The 20,822-nt window shown below is 63.5% G+C and carries 14 protein-coding genes; 12 read left to right on the plus strand and 2 right to left on the minus strand.

The features are described 5' to 3' along the window. Positions 1-34: 34 nt before the first annotated feature. Positions 35-1,273, minus strand: a complete 1,239-nt coding sequence (locus tag AC1DD7_RS21375) for an integrase catalytic domain-containing protein (RefSeq protein WP_131134426.1) — start codon at positions 1,271-1,273, stop codon at positions 35-37. 446 nt (positions 1,274-1,719) lie between these two features. On the opposite strand from AC1DD7_RS21375, the gene AC1DD7_RS21380 reads away from it, so the two are divergent. From AC1DD7_RS21380 to AC1DD7_RS21420, 9 genes are all read left to right on the plus strand, one after another. Beyond that, positions 1,720-3,516, plus strand: coding sequence for a sigma-54-dependent Fis family transcriptional regulator (locus AC1DD7_RS21380; protein ID WP_131134386.1), 1,797 nt, complete (start codon positions 1,720-1,722; stop codon positions 3,514-3,516). Positions 3,517-3,777: 261 nt separating this feature from the next. Continuing rightward, positions 3,778-4,725: a C-terminal binding protein gene (locus tag AC1DD7_RS21385; RefSeq protein ID WP_131134387.1), complete on the plus strand. Its 948-nt coding sequence runs from the start codon at positions 3,778-3,780 to the stop codon at positions 4,723-4,725. Positions 4,726-4,779: 54 nt separating this feature from the next. Beyond that, on the plus strand, positions 4,780-6,075 hold the full coding sequence (locus AC1DD7_RS21390) for an aspartate aminotransferase family protein (protein WP_207307799.1): 1,296 nt from the start codon (positions 4,780-4,782) through the stop codon (positions 6,073-6,075). A gap of 2 nt (positions 6,076-6,077) precedes the next feature. Then, entirely contained in the window at positions 6,078-6,977 is a 900-nt protein-coding gene (locus tag AC1DD7_RS21395) for a fumarylacetoacetate hydrolase family protein (protein WP_131134388.1), read from the plus strand. Between the two features lie 33 nt (positions 6,978-7,010). Then, positions 7,011-9,101, plus strand: coding sequence for a hydantoinase/oxoprolinase family protein (locus AC1DD7_RS21400; protein WP_131134389.1), 2,091 nt, complete (start codon positions 7,011-7,013; stop codon positions 9,099-9,101). A 2-nt stretch (positions 9,102-9,103) separates the two neighbouring features. Next, positions 9,104-10,864, plus strand: a complete 1,761-nt coding sequence (locus AC1DD7_RS21405) for a hydantoinase B/oxoprolinase family protein (RefSeq protein ID WP_131134390.1) — start codon at positions 9,104-9,106, stop codon at positions 10,862-10,864. An 81-nt stretch (positions 10,865-10,945) separates the two neighbouring features. Beyond that, on the plus strand, positions 10,946-12,079 hold the full coding sequence (locus AC1DD7_RS21410) for a Gfo/Idh/MocA family protein (protein ID WP_242633463.1): 1,134 nt from the start codon (positions 10,946-10,948) through the stop codon (positions 12,077-12,079). Between the two features lie 190 nt (positions 12,080-12,269). After that, entirely contained in the window at positions 12,270-14,231 is a 1,962-nt protein-coding gene (gene iolD / locus AC1DD7_RS21415; RefSeq protein WP_131134392.1) for a 3D-(3,5/4)-trihydroxycyclohexane-1,2-dione acylhydrolase (decyclizing), read from the plus strand. 93 nt (positions 14,232-14,324) lie between these two features. Further along, a complete protein-coding gene (locus AC1DD7_RS21420; RefSeq protein WP_207307800.1) occupies positions 14,325-15,680 on the plus strand; it encodes an aldehyde dehydrogenase family protein in 1,356 nt (451 codons plus the stop codon). 77 nt (positions 15,681-15,757) lie between these two features. Here AC1DD7_RS21420 and AC1DD7_RS21425 read toward each other — a convergent pair whose 3' ends face one another. Further along, the gene (locus AC1DD7_RS21425) at positions 15,758-16,942 is read right to left on the minus strand and encodes a Gfo/Idh/MocA family protein (protein ID WP_131134394.1); all 1,185 of its coding nucleotides are present in this window, start codon (positions 16,940-16,942) and stop codon (positions 15,758-15,760) included. Between the two features lie 188 nt (positions 16,943-17,130). On the opposite strand from AC1DD7_RS21425, the gene AC1DD7_RS21430 reads away from it, so the two are divergent. The 3 genes from AC1DD7_RS21430 (at position 17,131) to AC1DD7_RS21440 (ending at position 20,794) form a co-directional block, all read left to right on the plus strand. Continuing rightward, entirely contained in the window at positions 17,131-17,898 is a 768-nt protein-coding gene (locus AC1DD7_RS21430) for an SDR family NAD(P)-dependent oxidoreductase (RefSeq protein WP_131134395.1), read from the plus strand. 53 nt (positions 17,899-17,951) lie between these two features. Further along, on the plus strand, positions 17,952-19,712 hold the full coding sequence (locus AC1DD7_RS21435) for an IlvD/Edd family dehydratase (protein WP_165478340.1): 1,761 nt from the start codon (positions 17,952-17,954) through the stop codon (positions 19,710-19,712). 68 nt (positions 19,713-19,780) lie between these two features. Next, positions 19,781-20,794, plus strand: a complete 1,014-nt coding sequence (locus AC1DD7_RS21440) for a D-2-hydroxyacid dehydrogenase (protein ID WP_131134397.1) — start codon at positions 19,781-19,783, stop codon at positions 20,792-20,794. The last annotated feature ends 28 nt before the right edge of the window (positions 20,795-20,822 follow it).

Here is a 20,822-nt window from a genome sequence, read left to right on the forward strand (position 1 = left end):
AGGTAAATACAGACACATACCCTGTTGCCTCACGTCAATAGGTCCGGGAAGAGTGATTCGTTGCCTCACGTGAAAAGGTCCGGTTCAGGGGCTTGTTGAACCAGGTGTTGGTTTTGTAGTCCCTGGCCGGGGCTTTTGCTTTGGCGAGGGTTTCGAGTTCGCCGGTGAGGGCGAGGATCTGCCGAGACAAGGCGGCGGGTTTGATCCGTTTGAGCTGGGCGTTCATGCCGATAACTGCCCTTTTCCGGACTCCGGGGTGCGCTGCGGCCCGCTGGTGCGGGGTGAGGGCATGGTCGTGTTTCTTTACGACTTTCGCGCCGTGACGGGTCTTCGACAGGAGCTTCTGCTGGGGCAGCAGGTAGTTAGTGAAGAGCGCATCGAGGTCCCAGATCTCGTTGAGCTTGGCCAGTTCCGCCGGGGTGTCGTACCGGTAGTACCCAACGAGCTCACGGACCCTGGCCCAGTTCTTTTGCTCCACGTGCGCGCCGTCGTTCTTGTTCCCGGGCCTGGAACGAGTGAAAGTGATCTGCTGGGCGTGGCAGTACTCGAGCAGGTAATCGTTGATGAACTCGGTGCCGTTGTCCGAATCAATCCCCACGATAGGAAACGGAAACCTGCCCATCGCGTGCTGCAGGGCCTCGAACACCCACTTCTGGGCCTTGTTCGGCACGGACCGGTTCACTGTCCAGCCGGTGGCAATATCGGTGACCGTCAGCGTGTAACAGAACTGCCCCGACGCCACACCGCCTTCATGACCCACCAAATCGATTTCCACGAATCCCGGGACCGCGTCGTCCCATTCCGCCCATGTACGGATCGGGATCTGTGATTTCAACAGCGAGCCCGGTTTGGTATGGGAGCGCCCACGCAACACCAACTTCGCCCGTTCCGGTGCCAGCTTCCGGTCGATCGTGGCCGCGCTCATCCGCATCAACAACACCGCTTCATCATCATCCAAGGACAGCTCACCATCACGACGAAGCATCGGAACAAGAACCGGCAGCATCGGTGCCAGGCGTTTACCCGCCGGAGCCCGCAGAACGGCCCAGCACACCACCAACGCCTCCACGATCCGCGGACCATACACCGGCACCGGAGCCGGCCGGGCCCGCACGGGTCTGAGTTCCAACGCCCTTCGCAACGCACGCCGAGCATAATCCCGGTTCCACCCCGTCAACTCGACCAACTCATCGAGGATCCGGACCTTCTCGGCACGCGTTCCCCGGGCATAAGCACGCGCTTTGATCAAAGTGACCGCCTTACGCTGGCTCATCGTCAGACCCATCCCTCAAGGATGTCCGCGCCCAGCCCCAACCGGACCTTTTCCAGTGAGGCAACGTATCCACCCCAGCGGACCTTTTCCATGAGTCAACGCGCATACTTCCCTAACGTCTGTTAGTTAGGTACTCTGGAAGTGGCGCGGAGCACATGCACCCACCAACCCGGATGGTTTGAGGGAAGAGCAAACAATGGTCACCGAAAACGCGAGCCTGGGGGCTGCTCGGAACAACAACGTCATCCTCGGAAGCGGGCTTTCGGGAATGGTTGCTGCGTACATCGGCGCAAGGGCGCTGGAGGAAAACGCATCACAAGATGAGAACTGGAGCGCCGAGCGGGTGTTCCGTCCCATGCTGCCGAGATGGCGGCCACGAAAGTCCAGGCCAGGTGGATCTGGCCCGGCGTTGGCGTCCTGAACCGCATACTCAGAGAGAACCTCCCATGTCTGCAGAAGTACTGTCACCGTGGCCGAATGAAACCCCACGTGAAACCAACCGCGTCCGCGAGCTCTTCCTCATGCAACCCCATACCGACCTCAGCGGCATCCGTCCCATGGTGGCCCGTTCGTGGTACCGCAGCCGTGCTGCGGGCGTCGATGCCTTCGCGGACCGCGGGTTCTACGACGAAGGGCGGGTGGACGAGTACACGATCGCGGCGGCGGGACCGCACCTGCAGAAACTGGATGAAGTGGCTGCCGACTTGGGCGGATACGTCAACATCACCGCCCCCAACGGTGTCCTGGTCAAGGCCAGCTTCCTGCGGGATGACGGATTCCCCGCTGGGTATTCCCTGCTGGAGGAGAGTTGCGGAAGCAATGGCGAAGGTTTGGCCCTGGAAGAAGGGCGCGGTATCTGGCTGGCCCCGGAAGAACACTTTCGGGAGGACATGAGGGGCAACTGGTGCTTTGCTTCCTTGGTCCGGGACCCGTTCCATAACCGTGTGCGGGCCGTGATAGGTCTGACGCTCCCGGCAAACCGGGTCAGCACGCTGGAACCATCATCGACCCTGCTCATGCTCGAAGGCGTCGCTTCCCGGATTGAGCGCGACATCGAAGTCCGCACCTCATCGAAGGAGCGGGCACTGCTCAGTGAGTACCTCAGGATCTCACGCCGAAGGGGCAACCGGGCGGTCATTGCCGTCGACGGTAAAAACGCGCTCCAGAACGCATCCGCGACTGCCACGCTGGTGGACAGCGACTTTTCGATCATTTCCGGTTATGCCAAGGCCGTCATGGCGTCCGGCCGCGACATGAACTGCGAAGTTATCCTGCAAGGGCCGGGGCGTTCCACGCTGGAAATTTCACCGGTAACGCTTTCCGCGGCCAACGTCGGAGCAATTGTGGTGGTCCGGCCGCACGCGCCCGCCAAGGAGCGGGCAAAAGCCGCCGCCGGTGCTGCAATAACGCTGGAATCGGCGCCGCAAGGAACTGCGGATCGCTTATTGAAGCACGTGGACGGCACCAGCACGGAGTTTAAGCGAACCCTTAACCTGGCGCGGAAGGCTGTGGACCAGGACCGGTCCGTGGTGCTGATCGGTGAATTGGGCAGCGGGAAATTGCGGCTGGCCGATGCAATCGGGTCACTGCGGGGTGGCCGCGCGATAGTTGACGCACGCAACGGTGACCTCAGGAACCCCAACTTCAGGGACGTCCTGCACCGGGTGGCCACGGAGCTTCCAGCCACGTTGATCGTGGAGCACGCTGACGAGCTCTCACAGAATGAAGCAGTCGAGATCGCCCGGAACCTTCGCGGCCATTCCACCACCAAGCTGATCTTCACCATTACCCGCCCCACGGACGCGACCCTGCTGCTTTCCGAGGCGTTCGACGTCCTTGAAATCTCGGTGGCACCACTTCGCAACAGGAGGGAAGACATCCCACAGCTGGCGAATGCGATTGCCGGGGAGATGGGGGAGCGGCGGCTTTCCCGCAGGCTGCTCACGACGCTCACGCAAGCCGACTGGCCACGTAACATCGACCAGTTGAGGGCCGTCGTCTCCAACGCCGTGGAACGGGCAGGCGGTGCCGAAGTAACAGTGGATGACTTGCCACAGGGATTCCACCGAGTTTTGACGAAGGGTCGGCTTTCCCGCCTGGAAGACGCGGAACTCAGCGAACTGCGCACGGCGCTCCAGGAAGCAAACGGCAATCGCAGCCTTGCCGCGGAGACCCTGCAGATCGGGCGCTCCACTCTGTACCGGCGCATGGACTACTTCCGCAGCCGCGGCTTCGACCTCTGATTCCACGCAGGCAGCAGCCGACCTCCTAAAGAGGCCGGCTGCTGCGCGCTGCCCAGGCGGCGAAAGCCGGACGGCGGGTGGCCGCTTGTGCTGCCCGGCCCTCCCCAGTCGGTGGGACAAAGTGTCCCACTGTGGTGTCTCGATATGGCACGGATGGCCGCCGCGATATCGCGTTGTACTGGAAATCACCCGGCACCGGCACCCGTCCCAAGGAGTGTCCGGCAGCGACCGAGGGTACGAACACGAACAGGACGACTGACTATGACCCGCGATGCCCAGGGAACCATTCTTGTGGCCCCTCACCATTTCCCGGACCTGGACCGTGAGCACGCGCTCGCGGAGGAGTTCGGCTACACACTCAACCCCGCGGCAGACACCGATGCCTTCCGCGAAGGGCTTCCCGAAGCCGACATTGTGATGATCACGCCCTATGCCAAGCTCACTGCCGCCGACTTCCCGTTGATGACCAAGTGCCGTGCAGTGATCCGGTACGGAATCGGCTACGACAACATCGACGTCGCCGCGGCTACCGAAGCGGGTATCCCGGTCTCGATCGTTCCGGGCACGGCCTCGGAAGAAGTCGCCTCCCATGCCTTCGCCATGGGCCTGGCGTTGGCCCGCCGCCTACCTGCCGGAAACGCCGCCATTGACAACCTTGGCTGGGCCGGAACCATCGGCTACGACACCCCTGTCCTCTCCGAGCTTGAGGTCGGCGTCCTGGGCATGGGCCGCATCGGGCAGCACGTGGCTCGCATGTACTCCTCTGTAGGAGCTCGCGTGCGCGCTTATGATCCCTTTGTCACGGAGAGTTTCGTGGAGATGACGGGGCTTCAAGACATCCTGGAAAATTCCGACGTCGTCTCCCTCCACCTGCCGCTGAACGACGAGACGACGAACCTCATCTCCACCGACGTCCTCGCCAAAATGCGTCGAGGCACAGTGATCGTCAACGTGTCCCGCGGCGGACTCATCGATGAAACCGCGCTCGCCGAAGCATTGGCCTCCGGGCACATCTCAGGCGCCGGCATCGACACCTTCGCCCAGGAGCCGCTCGGTGCGGAACACCCCCTGCGGACGGCGCCAAACGCCATCCTCACGCCGCACATCGCGTGGCGTTCCAACCGGTCGACAGGTGCCCTACAGGACGGTGCCGTGGAGCGCGTACGCCTCGCGCTGACCGGCCAGCCGCTCATCGACCTCGTGAACTGAAACGACTCGTGAACTGAAACGACTCGTGAACTGAAAAGACTGGAGAAACCCGACTTGGCTACCACCAATCATTTGGAAGACCTCGCTGCGTTGCAGAACCCTGCAGAGGATCCGCATCTGCGCCGTGGGCCGCGCGGCTTCCCGCTGCTGCCTGGCGGCTACGGCCGGTCAACCTACTACACCGGCGCACCAAGCCCTTACGCCATCAAGGGCGAGGGCTACCGGGTGTGGGATGACCGCGGCCGTGAACTGATCGACGCGAACAACAACTTCACGTCCCTGATCCACGGCAATGCCCACCCGGAAATCACCGAAGCTGCAACCAAGGCCCTCACCACTGGTGCAAGCTGGGGTATCCCGAACCTCTACGAATGGGAACTCGCCGAACTCCTGCTCGGCCGCCTTCCCGAATTGGACCAGGTCCGTTTCGCAAACTCCGGCACCGAAGCCGTCATGTCCGCGATCCGCATCGCCCGTGCCAGCACTGGCCGAGAGCGCGTTATCGTCACCAAGGGCGGATACCACGGAACGTCCGAGGTTGCCCTGGTTCCCGGTGGACCGTCCTACCAGCGCGGCGTCACCCGCGGCGTGATCGACGACGTCACAGCGGTTCCGCTGAACGACGTCGAATTCCTTCGCCAAGCGGTCGAGGCCGCTCCGGACGCCTACGCTGCCATCATCCTGGACCTGCTGCCCAACCGTGCCGGCCTCCTTACCATCAACGAGGACTTCGTCCGGACTGCCCGGGAGCTGGCCACCCGTTACGGCATTGTCCTGATCATTGATGAGGTCATCAGCCTCCGCCTTGGCTACAGCGGCTTCAGCGGCGAATACGGGGTTACCCCGGACCTGCTGACCACGGGCAAGCTCATCGGCGGCGGATTCCCCGTTGGAGCTGTCTGCGGCACGGCCGAGCTGATGGCCGAAGTGGACCCGACGCTCCCTGGCAGCCTGCCTCACGGTGGCACCTTCTCCGGCAACCCAGTGAGCATGGCAGCGGGTTCCGTCGCCCTGCGCCTTTACACGGAAGATGAGGTCAAGCGCCTGAACCAGTTGGGCGACACCGCTCGCGACACGGTCAACGCCAGTGTTGCCGAAGCCGGCTGGGAGATCCGCGGCCGCGGCTCACTCCTCCGCGCGGTTCCGGCCGGTGCAGAGAAGGTGGACGAACACACCCAGCACAAGCTGTGGTGGGCCTCTTACGAGCGCGGCCTGCTGGGCTCCCCGGCCAACCTGTTGTCGCTGTCCACGCCCATGGACGAAAAGGTTGTCGCTGACATTACGGACCGCCTGGCCGACGCTGTCCTGGCAGTCGCCGCAGGGGCTCCCACCACGGAAGGCGCAAAGTAGCCATGAAGATTGTTTCCTACGAACACGAGTCCGGCGTTCGCGGCGGCGTCCTGATCGATGACACCGTCTATGACCTGGAGCTGCTGCTGCAGGGTTCCCGCCAGGCGGTGCACGGAGCCACGACGTCCGTCCGGGAATTCCTGGAATTCTACGGTGACAGGCTTGAGGCCATTTCGGCCGAGGTCAGCGCATTGGCTGGTCGGGACCCCGAAGCCCATGTGGGTACCCGGGCCGATATCCGTTTGACCGCACCTGTACCCAATCCTTCCAAGGTGCTGTGCATAGGACTGAACTACAAGGACCACGTTGCCGAGACCGGCCGCGCGTTCCCGGAGTACCCGGACGTTTTCGCCAAGTTCGCCTCCACCATGGTTGGACCCGAGGACGAGATCGGCGGTGCGAAGATCAGCGAGAACCTCGACTTCGAAGGCGAGTTGGCAGTAGTCATCGGGCGCACGGCCAGCGGGGTCACCGAAGAAGAAGCGCTGAACTATGTTGCAGCGCTTGCCCCGCTGAACGATGTCACCGCTCGCGACTTGCAGTACCGCGGGACCCAGTGGCTGGCAGGCAAGGCCGTAGACGGCTCAAGCCCGTGGGGTCCGGCCATGGTCACCCTGGACGAAGTGGGCGATCCCCAAAACCTGGACCTCGCAACCCGCGTGAACGGCATCGAAGTGCAGCGCTCCAACACGAGCCACCAGATCTTCCCGATCGCGCGGATCGTCTCCTACCTCTCAAGCTTCCTCACCCTGGAACCGGGCGACGTCATTGCCACAGGGACCCCGCAGGGCATTGGTGCCAAGCGGAATCCACCTGTCTGGCTGGAACCGGGAGACACGGTGGAAATCGAGATCGACAAGGTGGGGCTGCTCCGCAACACCGTGGGCAAGCCCCAGCTCTAACCCCCTGCAAGCTCTACGAAAGTAATGAAGACCATGAGTGATGTACAAACACAAGCAAGTGAGGCCAGGTACCGCATCGCCGTCGACACCGGCGGTACCTTTACCGACGTCGTGGTCGGTTCCAACAGCGGTGACATGGCGGTGGGCAAGGCGCTGACCACCTACGACCGCGTGTTCACCGGCTTCGAAGCGTCCGTCCGCCGTGCAGCCGAGTCCGTTGGCTGGAGCGGTGACGATGTTCTGCGCAACGCAGACGTCATTGTCTACGGCACCACCCACGCCACCAATGCAGTGCTCACCGGTAAGGTCGCCAAGACTGCGCTGCTGACCACGGACGGTTTTGCCGACACCCTGCTGCTGCGCGAAGGTGGTCGCCGTGACGCCTTCGATTCCAAGGCTGCCTACCCGCCGCCGTACATTCCCCGCCAGCTAACCTTCGAAATCACCGAGCGCATCTCTGCCGAGGGCGAAGTCCTGGTGGCACTGGACGAAGAACAGGTCCGCGAAGTCCTCGGATCCTTCAGGGAACAGGGCATTGAAGCCGTAGCCGTTTCCTTCCTGTGGTCCATCATCAACGACCTCCACGAGAAGCGCGTTGCCGAGCTGATCCAGGAAATTCTTCCCGGCGTTCCGTACACGCTCTCCAACGCGGCAAATCCCACCATCCGCGAATACCGACGCTCCTCGGCAGCCTCGATCGACGCTTCCCTGAAGCCGTTGATGGCCGACCACCTGGGCAAGCTCCGCTCCGACCTCCAGGAATACGGCTTCGCCGGGGACCTGCTGGTGGTCACCTCAGAAGGTGCCGTCCTCGACGTCGCCGATGTCCTTGACCGTCCCGTCCTGCTTCTGAACTCCGGCCCGTCCATGGCACCGCTGGTGGGTGCGGCAGCTGCTCCAGACCACGACACCGTGGTGGTCTGCGACATGGGCGGCACCACCTTCGATGTGTCCTTGGTGGAGAACGGCGTGGTCCGTCACACCCGTGAAGCGTGGCTGGGGGAGCCGTTCGTCGGTCACCTCACCGGCCTGTCCTCCGTAGCGGTGTCGAGCATTGGCGCCGGCGGCGGGAGCATCGCCTGGATCGACGGCGGCGGGCTGCTTCGCGTGGGCCCGCAGAGTGCGCGCAGCACCCCCGGTCCGGCAGCCTACGGCCGCGGCGGCGAAGAACCAACCGTCACGGACGCTTGCGTGGCGCTCGGCTACCTCGACACAGAGGGCTTCGAAGGTGGCTTCACCCTGAACCGCGAGGCTGCCATCAAGGCCATTGACACCCGCATCGCCGGGCCGTTGAAGATGGACACCCTCCAGGCCGCCCAGGCCATCCTGGATGTCTCCGCCAACCACATGGCCACCGCCATCCGACAGTCTGCCCTCGAACAGGGCGTTGATCCCCGGGGCGCGCTCATTGTTGCCGGCGGTGGCGCAGGTGCCATGGTCGCAGCGATCATCGGCAGGCTTCTGGAAGCCGACACCGTCCTTGTCCCGGCGACCGCCGGCGTCCTGGCCGCCTACGGCGCCCACCGCGCCCCGATCGCCACAGAGTTCCTCTCCCCGCTGCACAACGACACCCGCAGTTTCGACGCCGGTTCGGCCTCCCGCGCTGTGGAGGATCTGACAGCCAAGGCTGAGGCCTTCGTGAAGCGCTTCGATGGCGTGGGCGAGGCACCCAAGGTCACCTACTTCGTGGATGCCCGGTACCCCGGCCAGGCCTGGGACCTCCGCGTCTACCTCGACGCCGCCCCGGACACCTCCGGCGATGCGGCAGGCATCATCGAGCGCGCCTTCCACGAAGAGCACGACCGCCGCAACGGCACCCACGACCCCGACAGCCGCGTGGAGATTATCACCTGGGGCGTCCGCGTGGAGATCCCGCGTCCGGAGAACGCCAAGTCTGAAAGCGAACTCAGCCGAACGGCGGAAATCCACCGCACCGACGACATCGTGTTTGGCGGCGAACCTTTCAGCACCCAGCGCTACCGCGGCGTGACGCTCGCCCCCCGCGACAAGATCATCGGGCCTGCCGTCATCGACCAGCCAACCACCACCATCGTCGTGCCGCCGGAGTGGGACGCCACGCTCGATGAACGATCCAACATCTACCTCACCCGTAAGGAGGCGTAACCGTGACCCGCGAATTCGATCCCGTAAAGCTCTCGGTCCTTGCCAACGCATTCGACGGCATCGTCCGCGAAATGACCAACGGCCTGCTCCGCTCCGCCCGCTCATCAGTCATCAACACCGCCCGCGACTTCTCCTGCGCCGTACTGACTGCAGACAACCAACTGCTCGCCGCGGCCGAAGGAGTCCCCGTGCACGTCTTCGGTGCCGGTCCGCTGGGCGAAGACATGGTGGAACTGCACAAGGACATCCGGGAAGGCGACGCGTTCCTGCACAACGATCCCTACATGGGTAACTCGCACGCTGCAGACCACGTGATCCTGGTGCCCATCTTCATCCAAGGACGCCACCTCTTCACCGCCGTGACGAAGGCCCACCAGGCCGACTGCGGCAACTCGCTTCCCACCACGTTCTTCGCAACAGCGCGGGATGTCTATGAGGAAGGCGCGCTGATCTTCCCCTGCGTCCGGATCCAGCGCGACTACACAGACATCGACGACATCATCCGCATGTGCAGGTCCCGCATCCGTGTGCCCGACCAGTGGTACGGCGACTACCTCGCATCCGTGGGTGCTTCCCGTATCGCCGAGCGCCGCATCCACGAGCTCGCAGAAAAGTTCGGAGTCGATGACCTGGTGGACTTTGTGGACGCCTGGTTCGACTACTCCGAGCGACTGACCGCCGGCGCAATCGAGAAGCTGCCCGAGTACGTCCTCCACGGCACCTCTGCCCACGATCCCTTCCCCGGCACCGGACCGGACGGCGTGCAGCTGCAGGCGACCCTCGAGGTGAAGCCCAAGCAGGGCAAGATTGTGATCGACCTGCGCGACAACCCGGACAACCTTCCCAACGGCTTAAACCTCACCAAGGCAACGGCCACCGGCGCCGCATTGGCCGGCATCCTTTCCGGCATTCCGGAGAACCTGCCGAGCAACGCTGGAACCTTCCGCCGGGTGGAAGTGCTGCTGCGTGACGGCTGCGCCGTCGGTGTTCCGAAGCACCCGTACTCCTGCTCCTCGGGCACCACCAACCTCGCCGACCGCGTAGTGAACATCGTCCAGGCCGCGTTCTCCCAGATCGACGACGGATACGGCACCGCCGAGGGTGCGGCCGGCCAGGCACCCGCCAAGTCGGTCATCTCCGGCACGGACGAACGCAACGGCAACGCCTATGTAAACCAGATCCTGGTAGGCGGTGTCGGCGGGCCGGCTACCCCGTTCGTCGACGGATGGCCCACCTACCAGCGTCCAGTGTGCGGCGCCCTGCTGTACCACGACAGCGTGGAAGTGGACGAGCAGCGCTACCCGATCCTGGTTCACGAACGCACCCTGGTAGCAGACACCGGCGGAGCCGGCCGCCAGCGCGGCGGACTCGCAACCCGCGTCACCATGGAACCCCGTGGGGAGAGCGTCACCCTCACCTACGGCATCGAAGGCAAGATCAACCCGCCCAAAGGTGTCCGTGGTGGCCACGACGGGGCAGAACCGTCCGCCTGGGTAGAGGACCTCAAGACCGGCGAACGGCGCGAGATCCCGGTAGTAGGCCGCTACGACCTGCAGTCGGGCGAGAAGGTCGTATCCATCACCCCCGGCGGTGGCGGCTACGGCGATCCGCTGGAGCGTGACGTCCTCGCAGTCCTCGACGACTACCGGGAATCCCGCGTCACTGCCGAGGCAGCAGCTGCCGATTACGGCGTGGTCATCACCGACGGCGCAGTTGACGAGGCAGCCACAGCGAAGGCCCGTCAGGAACGCCTGGCCGGCTAGCCGACAGCTATCGCAACCCATCCCGAGGCGGGGTATATTCCTCGCCTCGGGATGTTCCAACAAACATTTACGGAGATTCACATGGAACCCATTCGAGTCGGCATCATCGGCGTCGGAAATGTACTTAACCAATACCTGGACAAGATCGGCGTCCACCCCGACGTCAACATCGTTGCGCTCGCGGATGTGAACCCCGAGGCAGTCCGGAAGCGTGCTGCCGAGTACGACGTTCCCAAGGCCCTCACCCCGGACGAGTTGCTCGCAGATGAAGACGTGGAGTTGGTCCTCAACCTCACGCCGCCCAAGCTCCATGCACCGGTCACCCTCCAGGCGATCGCGGCCGGCAAGCATGTCCTTTCCGAGAAGCCCTTCGCCACGTCCCTTGAGGAAGCGAAGCAGATCCTGGACGCGGCACGGGAAGCCGGCGTCAAGGTTGGCTCCGCTCCCACCACCTTCCTGGGTTCCGGCATGCAGACCAGCCGCAAGCTCATCGACGACGGCTGGATCGGTGAGCCTGTTGCAGCTTTCGCGTCCTTCGCGTGCCGCGGTTATGAGCACTGGCACCCGAACGTGGACCCGTTCTACAGCCCCGGAGCTGGCCCCATGCTGGACATCGGACCGTACCTGATCACCAACCTGGTGAACTTCTTCGGCCCCGTTTCCCGCGTCTCAGCAACCACGCCGCGTTCGTCCGAGACCCGTCCCCGCCCCGGCAAGGAGGGCGAAGTCATCCAGATCCAGACCCCTACGCACGTCACGGGCACCCTCGACTTCGAGTCCAGCGCCACAGCTACGGTGATCGTCAGCTGGGACATCTGGAACCACAACCTGCCGCACCTGGAAATCTACGGCACGGGCGGTTCGCTGGCCGCCCCGAACCCGGACCACTTCTCCGGCGCTCCCGTGCTGCGCCGCGGCGAGCCTGGCGACCTTGCACTGGACATGACCCCTCCCGGTGGCGGAGATTGGCGCGAAACACCCATCACCCACCGGGACGACGCCTACCGTGGCATCGGCCTGGCCGAATTCGGTTACGCCATCCGCAACGGCGTGGAACCCCGGACCGGCGGCGACTTCGCCTACCACGTCCTGGAAGTCCTCCTCGCCTTCGAGGCGTCCTCTGAGCAGGGCAAGCACATCGCGATCAAAAGTACCTGCGAGCGGCCCCGGCCGCTGCCCTCCGTGGGACCGCAGGAGCCTTACCGCTTCGACTAAGACAACCGAAAACAAACAGCAGCCGACGGCGGTACGCACGTACCGCCGTCGGCTGCTGTTGTTTTCGTGTCCGGGAACATGGGTGCTGCGTCCCAAACTGGGACACAACTTTGCTTCCCCATGGTGAAAACCTGATGTTCGGGCGAATCGGTTTGCAAATGCCGACGCACCTACGAATTTAGGAGAACCCATGACTAGCACAGCCGCTGCTGATATCGGCACCGAGGTCAATATCGCAGCCGATAAAAAGGCCGTCCGCCGCCGCACTGTCGCACAAGCCATCGTTGAGTATTTGCAGGTCCAGTACAGCGAACTCGATGGTGAAAAACGGCGTCTGATCGCCGGTATGTACGGCATCTTCGGGCACGGCAACTCCGTTGGCCTGGCCCAGGGCATCGACGAATACGGCGTGGACTTCCCGCATTACCAGGGCAAGAACGAGCAATCCATGGTCCATGCGGCCATTGGTTTCGCGAAGGCTTCCAACCGTGCTGCCACTCTGGCCTGCACCGCTTCAGCAGGCCCAGGATCCACCAATATGGTCTCCGGTGCCGCCACGGCCACCACCAACCGCCTCCCTGTGTTGCTGTTCCCCGCGGACATCATCAACAACCGGTTCGGCGACCCGGTGCTGCAGCAGATCGAGCACCCCGTTGAGCGAGATGTTTCCGCCAACGACTGCTTCCGTCCCGTCAGCCGATACTTCGACCGGATCACCCACCCTGCACAGTTGCTGTCAACGCTCCCGGAGGCCATGCGCGTCCTCACCGACCCGGTGGAAACCGGTGCCGTGGTGGTTTGCCTTCCGCAAGACATCCAAGGTGCCGAGTTCGACTTCCCGGAGTCCTTTTTCACCCCGCGCGTCTGGCACATCCGCCGTCGCCCGGCCGTTGAAGACGAGCTGCGCGACGCCGTCGAAATCATCCGCAACGCCAAGCGTCCGCTGCTGATCTCCGGTGGCGGTGTCCGCTACTCCAAGGCACAAGACGAACTGGCACGCTTCAGCGCGGAATTCGGCATCCCGGTGTCAGAGACCTACGCAGGCAAGGGCAGCGGACCCATCACCGATCTCAACCTCGGTGCGCTGGGTGTGACCGGAACCGTGGGCGCCAACGAGATCGCAGATGGTGCTGATGTGGTGGTGACAGTGGGTTCACGCCTGCAGGACTTCATCACCGCTTCCCACTCGCTCTTCCAAAACCCGGACGTAAAGTTCGTGAACCTCAACGTGGGTTCGTTCGACGCCCACAAGATGGGCTCGTTCCCCGTGATCGGGGATGCCAAGCTGAACCTGGCCGCCCTGCGGGAGCGCCTCGCCACCGTCGGATACTCGACGTCGGACGAGTTCCGCAGCGACATCGCAGATGCCCGCAAGGCCACGCAGGAGGTGCGCAAGCACGACCTTCAGGATTTCGCCGGCGAACTGATGAGCCAGGCCCAGGTGATTGACGTACTCAACAAGTGCACCACCAGCGACGATGCCCTGATTTTGGGATCCGGCGGCGTGGTTGAAGGCATCCATAAAGCGTGGGATCCCTCCAACGGCACCGAAATTCACTTCGAATACGCCAACTCCTGCATGGGCCATGAGATCCCGGCCGGCCTCGGCTACCGTTTGGCCCGTCCCGAAGCGCCGGGCGAGGTGTACGTCCTGATCGGTGACGGTACCTACTTCATGCAGCCCACGGAATTGGTCACGGCTGTCCAGGAACGCAAGAAGATCATCACGATCGTGATCGACAACCGCGGACACCAGTGCATCTGGCCCCTCCAGGTTGCTAAGGGTGGTCCGGGCCGCGAATTCGGCACCCAGTACCGGGAACGCAGCAAAGAGTCAGGTCGACTGGACGGGGCGATCCTCGACTTCGACATCGCAGCCAACGCAGCCAGCATGGGCTGTGCTGCCTGGTCCACGACGACGATCGAAGAGTTCTCGGCCGCCCTCACCGAAGCGCAGGAAGCCGAGGGCCCCGCCGTGATCGTGGCCCGTGTTGAGCCGTGGCGCTACCTTTCCGGCAATGGCGCCTTCTGGGACGTTGGAGCTCCGATGACTTCGGAGCGACCCGCCACCCTGGAGGGTGCTGCCAAGCACCTCAAGGGCCGTGAGCGCCAGCGCTTCTACGCTGCCACCACCGCACCTGAAACGCGCTAAGCGCACCGGGCGGGATCGCTACGCAGCGGTCCCGCCCGTCGTCTTACGGGCTTGCCCGTTCTTTCTGATTTTCGTAACAAAGGAGCATTCATTATGAGCGCATTTGCCGTTACTGATCCGGCCACCGGAACCATCCATGCTGAGTACCCCGCCGCCACTGACGCAGAGGTGGAAGCCGGGCTCAGCGCCGCCCAGCAGACCTACCAGGAATGGTCCCGCACCACCACGGTGGCCGAGCGCGCGGCCTTGGCCAAGCGTCTTGCGGACCTGTTTGTCGAGCGCAAGGACAAGCTGGCCGCCATCATCAACCGTGAAATGGGCAAGCCGCTGCAGCAGGCCGTGGGCGAGGCCGAGTTCTCCGGGTCCATCGCAGCTGCTTTCGCCGAGCATGCCGAGGAATGGCTGGCCGATGAGCAACTCGAAGTAGCCGACGGGCTCCGGAGCTTCTTCCGGTACCAGGGCCTTGGCGTGATCCTGGGCATCATGCCGTGGAACTACCCCTACTACCAGGTGGCACGGTTCGCGATTCCGAATATCATTCTGGGCAACACTGTTATCGTCCGCCACGCCAGCCAGTGCCCCGAATCGGCGTTGGCGCTGGAGGAACTCTTCCGCGACGCATGCTTCCCGGAGGGCGCCTACGTCAACCTGTTCGCCACCCATCAGCAGATCTCGGAGATCATTGCCGACGACCGTGTGCAGGGTGTCTCACTTACCGGTTCGGAGCAGGTGGGAGCGATCGTGGCTGAGCAGGCGGGGCGCGCGCTGAAGAAGTGCGTACTGGAGCTTGGCGGCGCCGATGTGTTCCTTGTTCTGGACACGGACGACGTGGACCTTGCGGTGAAGAAGGCCGTAATGGGCCGCATGGGCAACACGGGCCAGTCGTGCAACGGTTCCAAGAGGATCGTGGTGATGGACAAGTACTTCGACGAGTTCTCGGAGAAGTTCAAGGCCGCCATCGCCGGACAGTCCTACGAGAACGGCGATTTCGGGCCGATGTCTTCCGATTCGGCCACCAAATTCCTGGCCTCGCAGGTGCAGGGCGCCTTGGACCAGGGCGCCGAGATCCTGGTGGGCAACAATGAGCCCAAGGGCAACGTCTTCACGCCGACGGTGATCACCAACATCACCCCGTCCATGGATGTCTACAGCGAGGAGCTCTTTGGCCCCGTGGCCCAGTTGTACAGGGTCGGCAGCGACGAGGAAGCGATCAAACTGGCCAACTCCTCGCCGTACGGCCTGGGCTCCGTGGTGATTTGCGACGACATGGAGCGCGCCGAGCGCGTCGGCAACCAGCTCGACGTCGGTATGGTCTTCGTGGGTGCCTACGACCTCAGCGGTGCGGACGTGCCGTTCGGCGGCGTCAAGAAGTCCGGGTACGGCCGCGAACTCGGCAAGGTGGGCATGCTGGAATTCGCCAACAAGAAGCTGTTCCGCTTCGCCAAGTAGCTTCAGCGCAGCAAAATCAGCGCACCAAAAGGGAGGCCGGATCATCGCGATCCGGCCTCCTTCTGTGTCCAAAGGGCTTAGGCCCCGTACGTCGTCTTTCCGGAGACTTCCGGAATCTCCACCCAGTCGCCGGAACCGGCGCTGCGCAGCGAGGCATCCACCAGCTCCGAGGCCGACCAACCATCGGCCACCGAGGGTCCAAGCTGCTTGCCCTCAGCCACGGAACGCAGGAAGAGCGCGGCTTCGATGGTCTTGAGGTCGTTGAAGCCGATGCCCGGGCCGGGGCCCGGCTGGAAGCGCCCGAACTCGCCGTAGGCCGGAGGGGTCATGATGGTCCGGTAGCCGCTGCGGTCCGTAGCGAGTTCAAGTTGGTTCATCCGTTCGAAGTTCCAGCGCAGGGAGCCTTCCGTGCCGTACACCTCGACGATGTATTCGGCGTGCGGACCAATGGCAACGCGGGTGGATTCGAACATGCCGATCGCGCCGCCTTCGAAGCGGGCCAGCATGGCGGTGTAGTCCTCGTTTTCCACCTCACGGGTGACATCCGAGGCCTGGCCCATGTCGAAGGAGTTGGAGGAGTTGCCGGCCGGCAGCGGGCGGTCCTTGATGAAGGTTTCCGTGACGGCATTGAGCGAAGTGATGCGCCCAACGAGGAACTGTGCAAGGTCAAAACCGTGACTCAGCACATCACCCAGGACACCGGAGCCCGCCCGAGCCTGCTCGTAGCGCCACGTGAAGACCTGCGTCGGGTCGGAGGCGTAGCCGGTCAGCAGGCGGATCTGCACGTTGGTCACCTTGCCCAGTGCGCCGGAGCGGATGAGCCGTCTGGCTTCAGCTACGGCCGGTGCATGCCGGTAGTTGAACCCCACGGACGTGATGAGTCCTGCAGCCTCGGCACCTTGGGCAATCTCGCGGGATTCCTGGGCACTGCGGCCCATGGGCTTCTCGATCCAAAAGTGTTTTCCGGCCTCGATGGTAGCCAACGCAATTTCGTGGTGGAGGAAGTTCGGGGAACAGATCGAGACGACATCAACGTCCGGGTTCTCGAGCACCTTGCGGTAGTCGGTGGCGGTTTCCCTGTAACCGAGCGCGTCCTCGGCGTGGTGGCGGCCGGCGTCGTCGGGGTCTGCCGCGATCACAAGCTCGGGGTGGCGCGGCAGTTCAGGGAAGAACTGCTTGGTGGCGAGGTAGGCGCGGGAATGCAGTCGCCCCATCCACCCCACCGATATGAGGCCAACGCCAATGCGTTTCTGGTCTTCCAAAGTGGACTCCTTAGTCTGTGCCGCTCTCCGGCGGTGCTGTGCCGCAGAGATAGGCGGCATCTGCGCATCAGCCTATGGAGGCAAGGTGTGTGCGCTGTGTCTCAATCTGAGACATCCGGAGCTGGCGTCCGGCTGTTTGAGTGGAACGTACTAGTCCAGCAACGCCAACCAAGAGGAGCCCGTCGACGATGATGGACCGCAGTCAACAAACCCGTAACGAACCTTTGCGGGTGCTCGTCACGGGCGCAACGTCCGGCGTCGGAGAAGCGACCGCAAAACTCTTCGCGGCGCGGGGTGCGCGGGTGGCCCTCATGGGGCGGCGCGCCGGAGAGCTGCAACGGGTTGCAGGAGAGATCGACGGCGGCGCACACCAGGTGGTCACCGACGTCGCTGACGCCGACTCAGTCCGGAATGGCGTCCGGGGCGCCATCCACTCCCTCGGTGGGCTCGACGTGGCGGTCAACGCTGCCGGGGTTGCCGGTTACGCGCCCCTGGAGGACCTGGACGAGCACCGCTGGCGCGAAGTGCTGGACACCAACCTCTCCGGCACGTTCTACGTTGCCCGGGAAGCGGGCCTCCACATGCGCAGAGCCGGGGGAGGAGCGATCGTCAATGTTGCCTCGGACCTCGCAACCATGGGAGTCGCCGGGCTGGCCCATTACTGCGCAGCGAAGGCAGGCGTCGTGGGGCTTACCAAGGCGCTTGCCGTGGAGCTGGCGCCCCATGTCCGCGTCAATGCCGTCTGCCCCGGTCCGATTGATACGCCCATGCTGCGCTCGGGCCTGGACGCCGAGCCGGATCCCGTCCTGGCTCTGCAACAGAAGCAAAGCACTGTGCCGCTGCGCCGGTTCGCTGATCCCGAGGAGGTGGCAGCAGCCATCTATTTCCTGGCCGTTGACGGCACCTTCGCCACCGGCACCAGCATGGCGTTCGACGGCGGCACATCCGCCGCGTAACTGCCACACCCAAGACCTCATAGAGACAAACAAGCCAAGGAGCCTTGAAAGATATGTCCGAGTCGAACTACAACGACCTCCGCAGCGCACGATGGTTCGCGCCACACGACCTCACCGGATTCGTACACCGCACCGCCATCCAGGCTGAAGGCTTCTCACGCTTCGCCCTCAAAGACAAGCCAGTCATTGGCATAGCAAACTCCTGGTCGGAACTGGTCAACTGCAACATCCACTTCAAACTGTTGGCCGACGCCGTGAAGCGCGGGGTCCTCATGGCTGGCGGGCTGCCGCTGGAGTTCCCGACGATCTCCCTGGGTGAGAGCTTGATGAAGCCTTCGGCCATGCAGTTCCGGAACCTGATGGCCATGGACGTTGAAGAGTCCATCCGCGCCTACCCGCTGGATGCCATCGTGCTTCTGGGCGGCTGTGACAAAACCGTCCCAGCACAGCTCATGGGTGCCGCCAGTGCGGATGTTCCCACCATCATGCTGACGGGAGGCCCCCAGGAGCCCGCCCACTTCCGGGGGAAACAGCTCGGGGTTGGCACTGACACCTGGAAGTACGCAGATGAGTTGCGTGCAGGAAAGATCACCGAGGCGGACTTCGACGAGCTTGAATCCGCAGCGAAACCATCTGCCGGACACTGCAGTGAGATGGGCACTGCCTCCACCATGACATCCCTCGTCGAAGCCCTGGGCATGTGCCTGCCGGGTACTGCCTCAATCCCTGCAGTGGACGCGCGCCGCGCCCAAGCAGCCGAAGCCACAGGACGCAGGGCAGTGGAAATGGCCCTGACCCAGGGGCCGAAACCCAGCGAAATCTTGACCAAAGAAGCCTTTGATAACGCCATCACGCTCTTGATGGCTGTAGGTGGCTCCACCAATGCCGTCGTGCATCTCCTGGCGCTAGCGAGGCGCGTTGGTTACGAGCTGCCGTTGGATCGCTTCCACGAAATCTCGCAGCGCACGCCTCGCATCGTCAATGTCCGCCCATCGGGTGAATACTTGGTGCAGCAGCTGTTCCAGGTAGGTGGCATCTCCACGGTACTCAAGGAGCTGGCGCCACTCCTGAACAAGGACGCCATCACCGTCACGGGTGAGTCCCTTGAAGATGGCTACAAGACGGCACCGGAGCCGGACGGTGTCGTAGTCAGCACCCTCCAAGAACCCTTCGACGCTTCAGGTGGCATCGCCGTCGTCCGTGGCTCCTTGGCACCCAATGGTGCCGTGATCAAGAGAAGCGCAGCCTCCAAGGACCTGCTGCAGCACAAGGGGTCGGCGGTGGTGTTCGAGGACATTTACGACCTCGGCCGCAGGATTGATGATCCAGATCTGGATATCACGGAAGACTCCGTACTGGTCTTGCGCAACAGCGGCCCCGTAGGAGCTCCCGGTATGCCCGAGTGGGGCATGCTTCCCATTCCGGAGAGGCTGCTGCGCCGGGGCATCCGGGACATTGTCCGGATCTCCGATGCGCGAATGAGTGGCACGGCCTTCGGCACCACGGTCCTGCATGTTTCGCCGGAGGCTGCTGTGGGCGGTCCGCTGGCCATTGTCCGCGACGGCGATCCGATCGTGCTGGACGTCGAAAATCAGCGCCTCGACCTGGACGTCCCTGCCGAAGAGATCGAGGCCCGATTGGCCGAGCTCAAGCTCCCCGCGCCAAAATACCGGCGCGGCTACGGACGCTTGTTCATCGACCACGTGAACCAGGCACATGAGGGCTGCGACTTCGACTTCCTCAAGGGTTTGCCGGATGAAGAGCCGCAACGGCTGCCGTACGGACTGATGAGCGGTTGGCAGGGCGGCTGGTAGGCCGCCGCCGATACTAAGCACGAGTTTTAGGGGCGCTCCTGCGGAAGCGCCCCTTAAAAGGAGAAAATATGTCACGACCTAAAGTGATTGTCATCGTCCAGGAGGGCCGGCCGGTGCCACCCGTGGAACGTCTGAAGGACGAAGCGGAGGTGGTGGTGGTCCGGACGGCGGACGAGTTCCGGGCGGCGCTGCCGGGAACGGAGATCCTGTTCCTCAACGATTTCCGGACAAAGCTCCTGCGCGACGTTGGCCCGGGACAGTTGCGGTGGATCCACACCTCCAGCATCGGCGTCGACAGCCTCATGACCGAGGAGATCATCAACAGCGACATTGTTGTCAGCAACTCACGGGGCGTGTGCGAGAGGCCCATCGCGGAATGGGTCCTTGGCGTGCTGTTGATGTTCACCAAGGATCTGCGGCGAACCATCGAGCTGCAGCAGGCGCGGACATGGCAGCACCGGGAAACCGAGCCCTTGCTGGGCCGCAACGTGCTGGTGGTCGGCCCGGGACCGGTGGGACGCGAAACTGTATTGCTGTTGCGCGCGGCGGGCATGGAGGTGTCGGTGGTGGGCCGGACCGCCCGCGAGGACAAGCAGTTGGGCGCCATTGCCTCCTTCGACGAGCTGGATGCGCTCCTTGGAAAGGCCCAGGACGTGGTGCTGACTGTTCCCCTCACGGAGGAGACCCGCGGCCTGTTCAACGCCGCCCGGTTCGATAAGATGCGTGCCGGTGCCCGGTTGGTCAACGTAGGCCGCGGGGCCGTGGTGGTGGAGCAGGACCTCCTCGATGCGATCGACGCAGGTCACTTGGGTGCGGCAGCCTTGGACGTTTTCGAGAACGAACCCTTGGCGGCCGAAAATCCGCTGTGGAGCCGCAGCAACATCCTGGTTTCGCCCCATGCCTCCGGTGACCTGATCGGGTGGCGCGGACGTGTGGTGGACTGCTTTGCAAAGAACCTGCAGCAGTGGAAGACAGGGCAGCCGCTGGGCGACGTCGTGGACCTGAAAAAGCTCGGCGGGACTGCTCCAAAAGGGCTGTCTCAAGCTGGTACAGTACTCCCACAATCCGCGTCGATAGTGTGATTCAGCACTTTAAATTTCGTGACGAGGA

The organism is Paenarthrobacter sp. 10L412 (assembly GCF_056395565.1).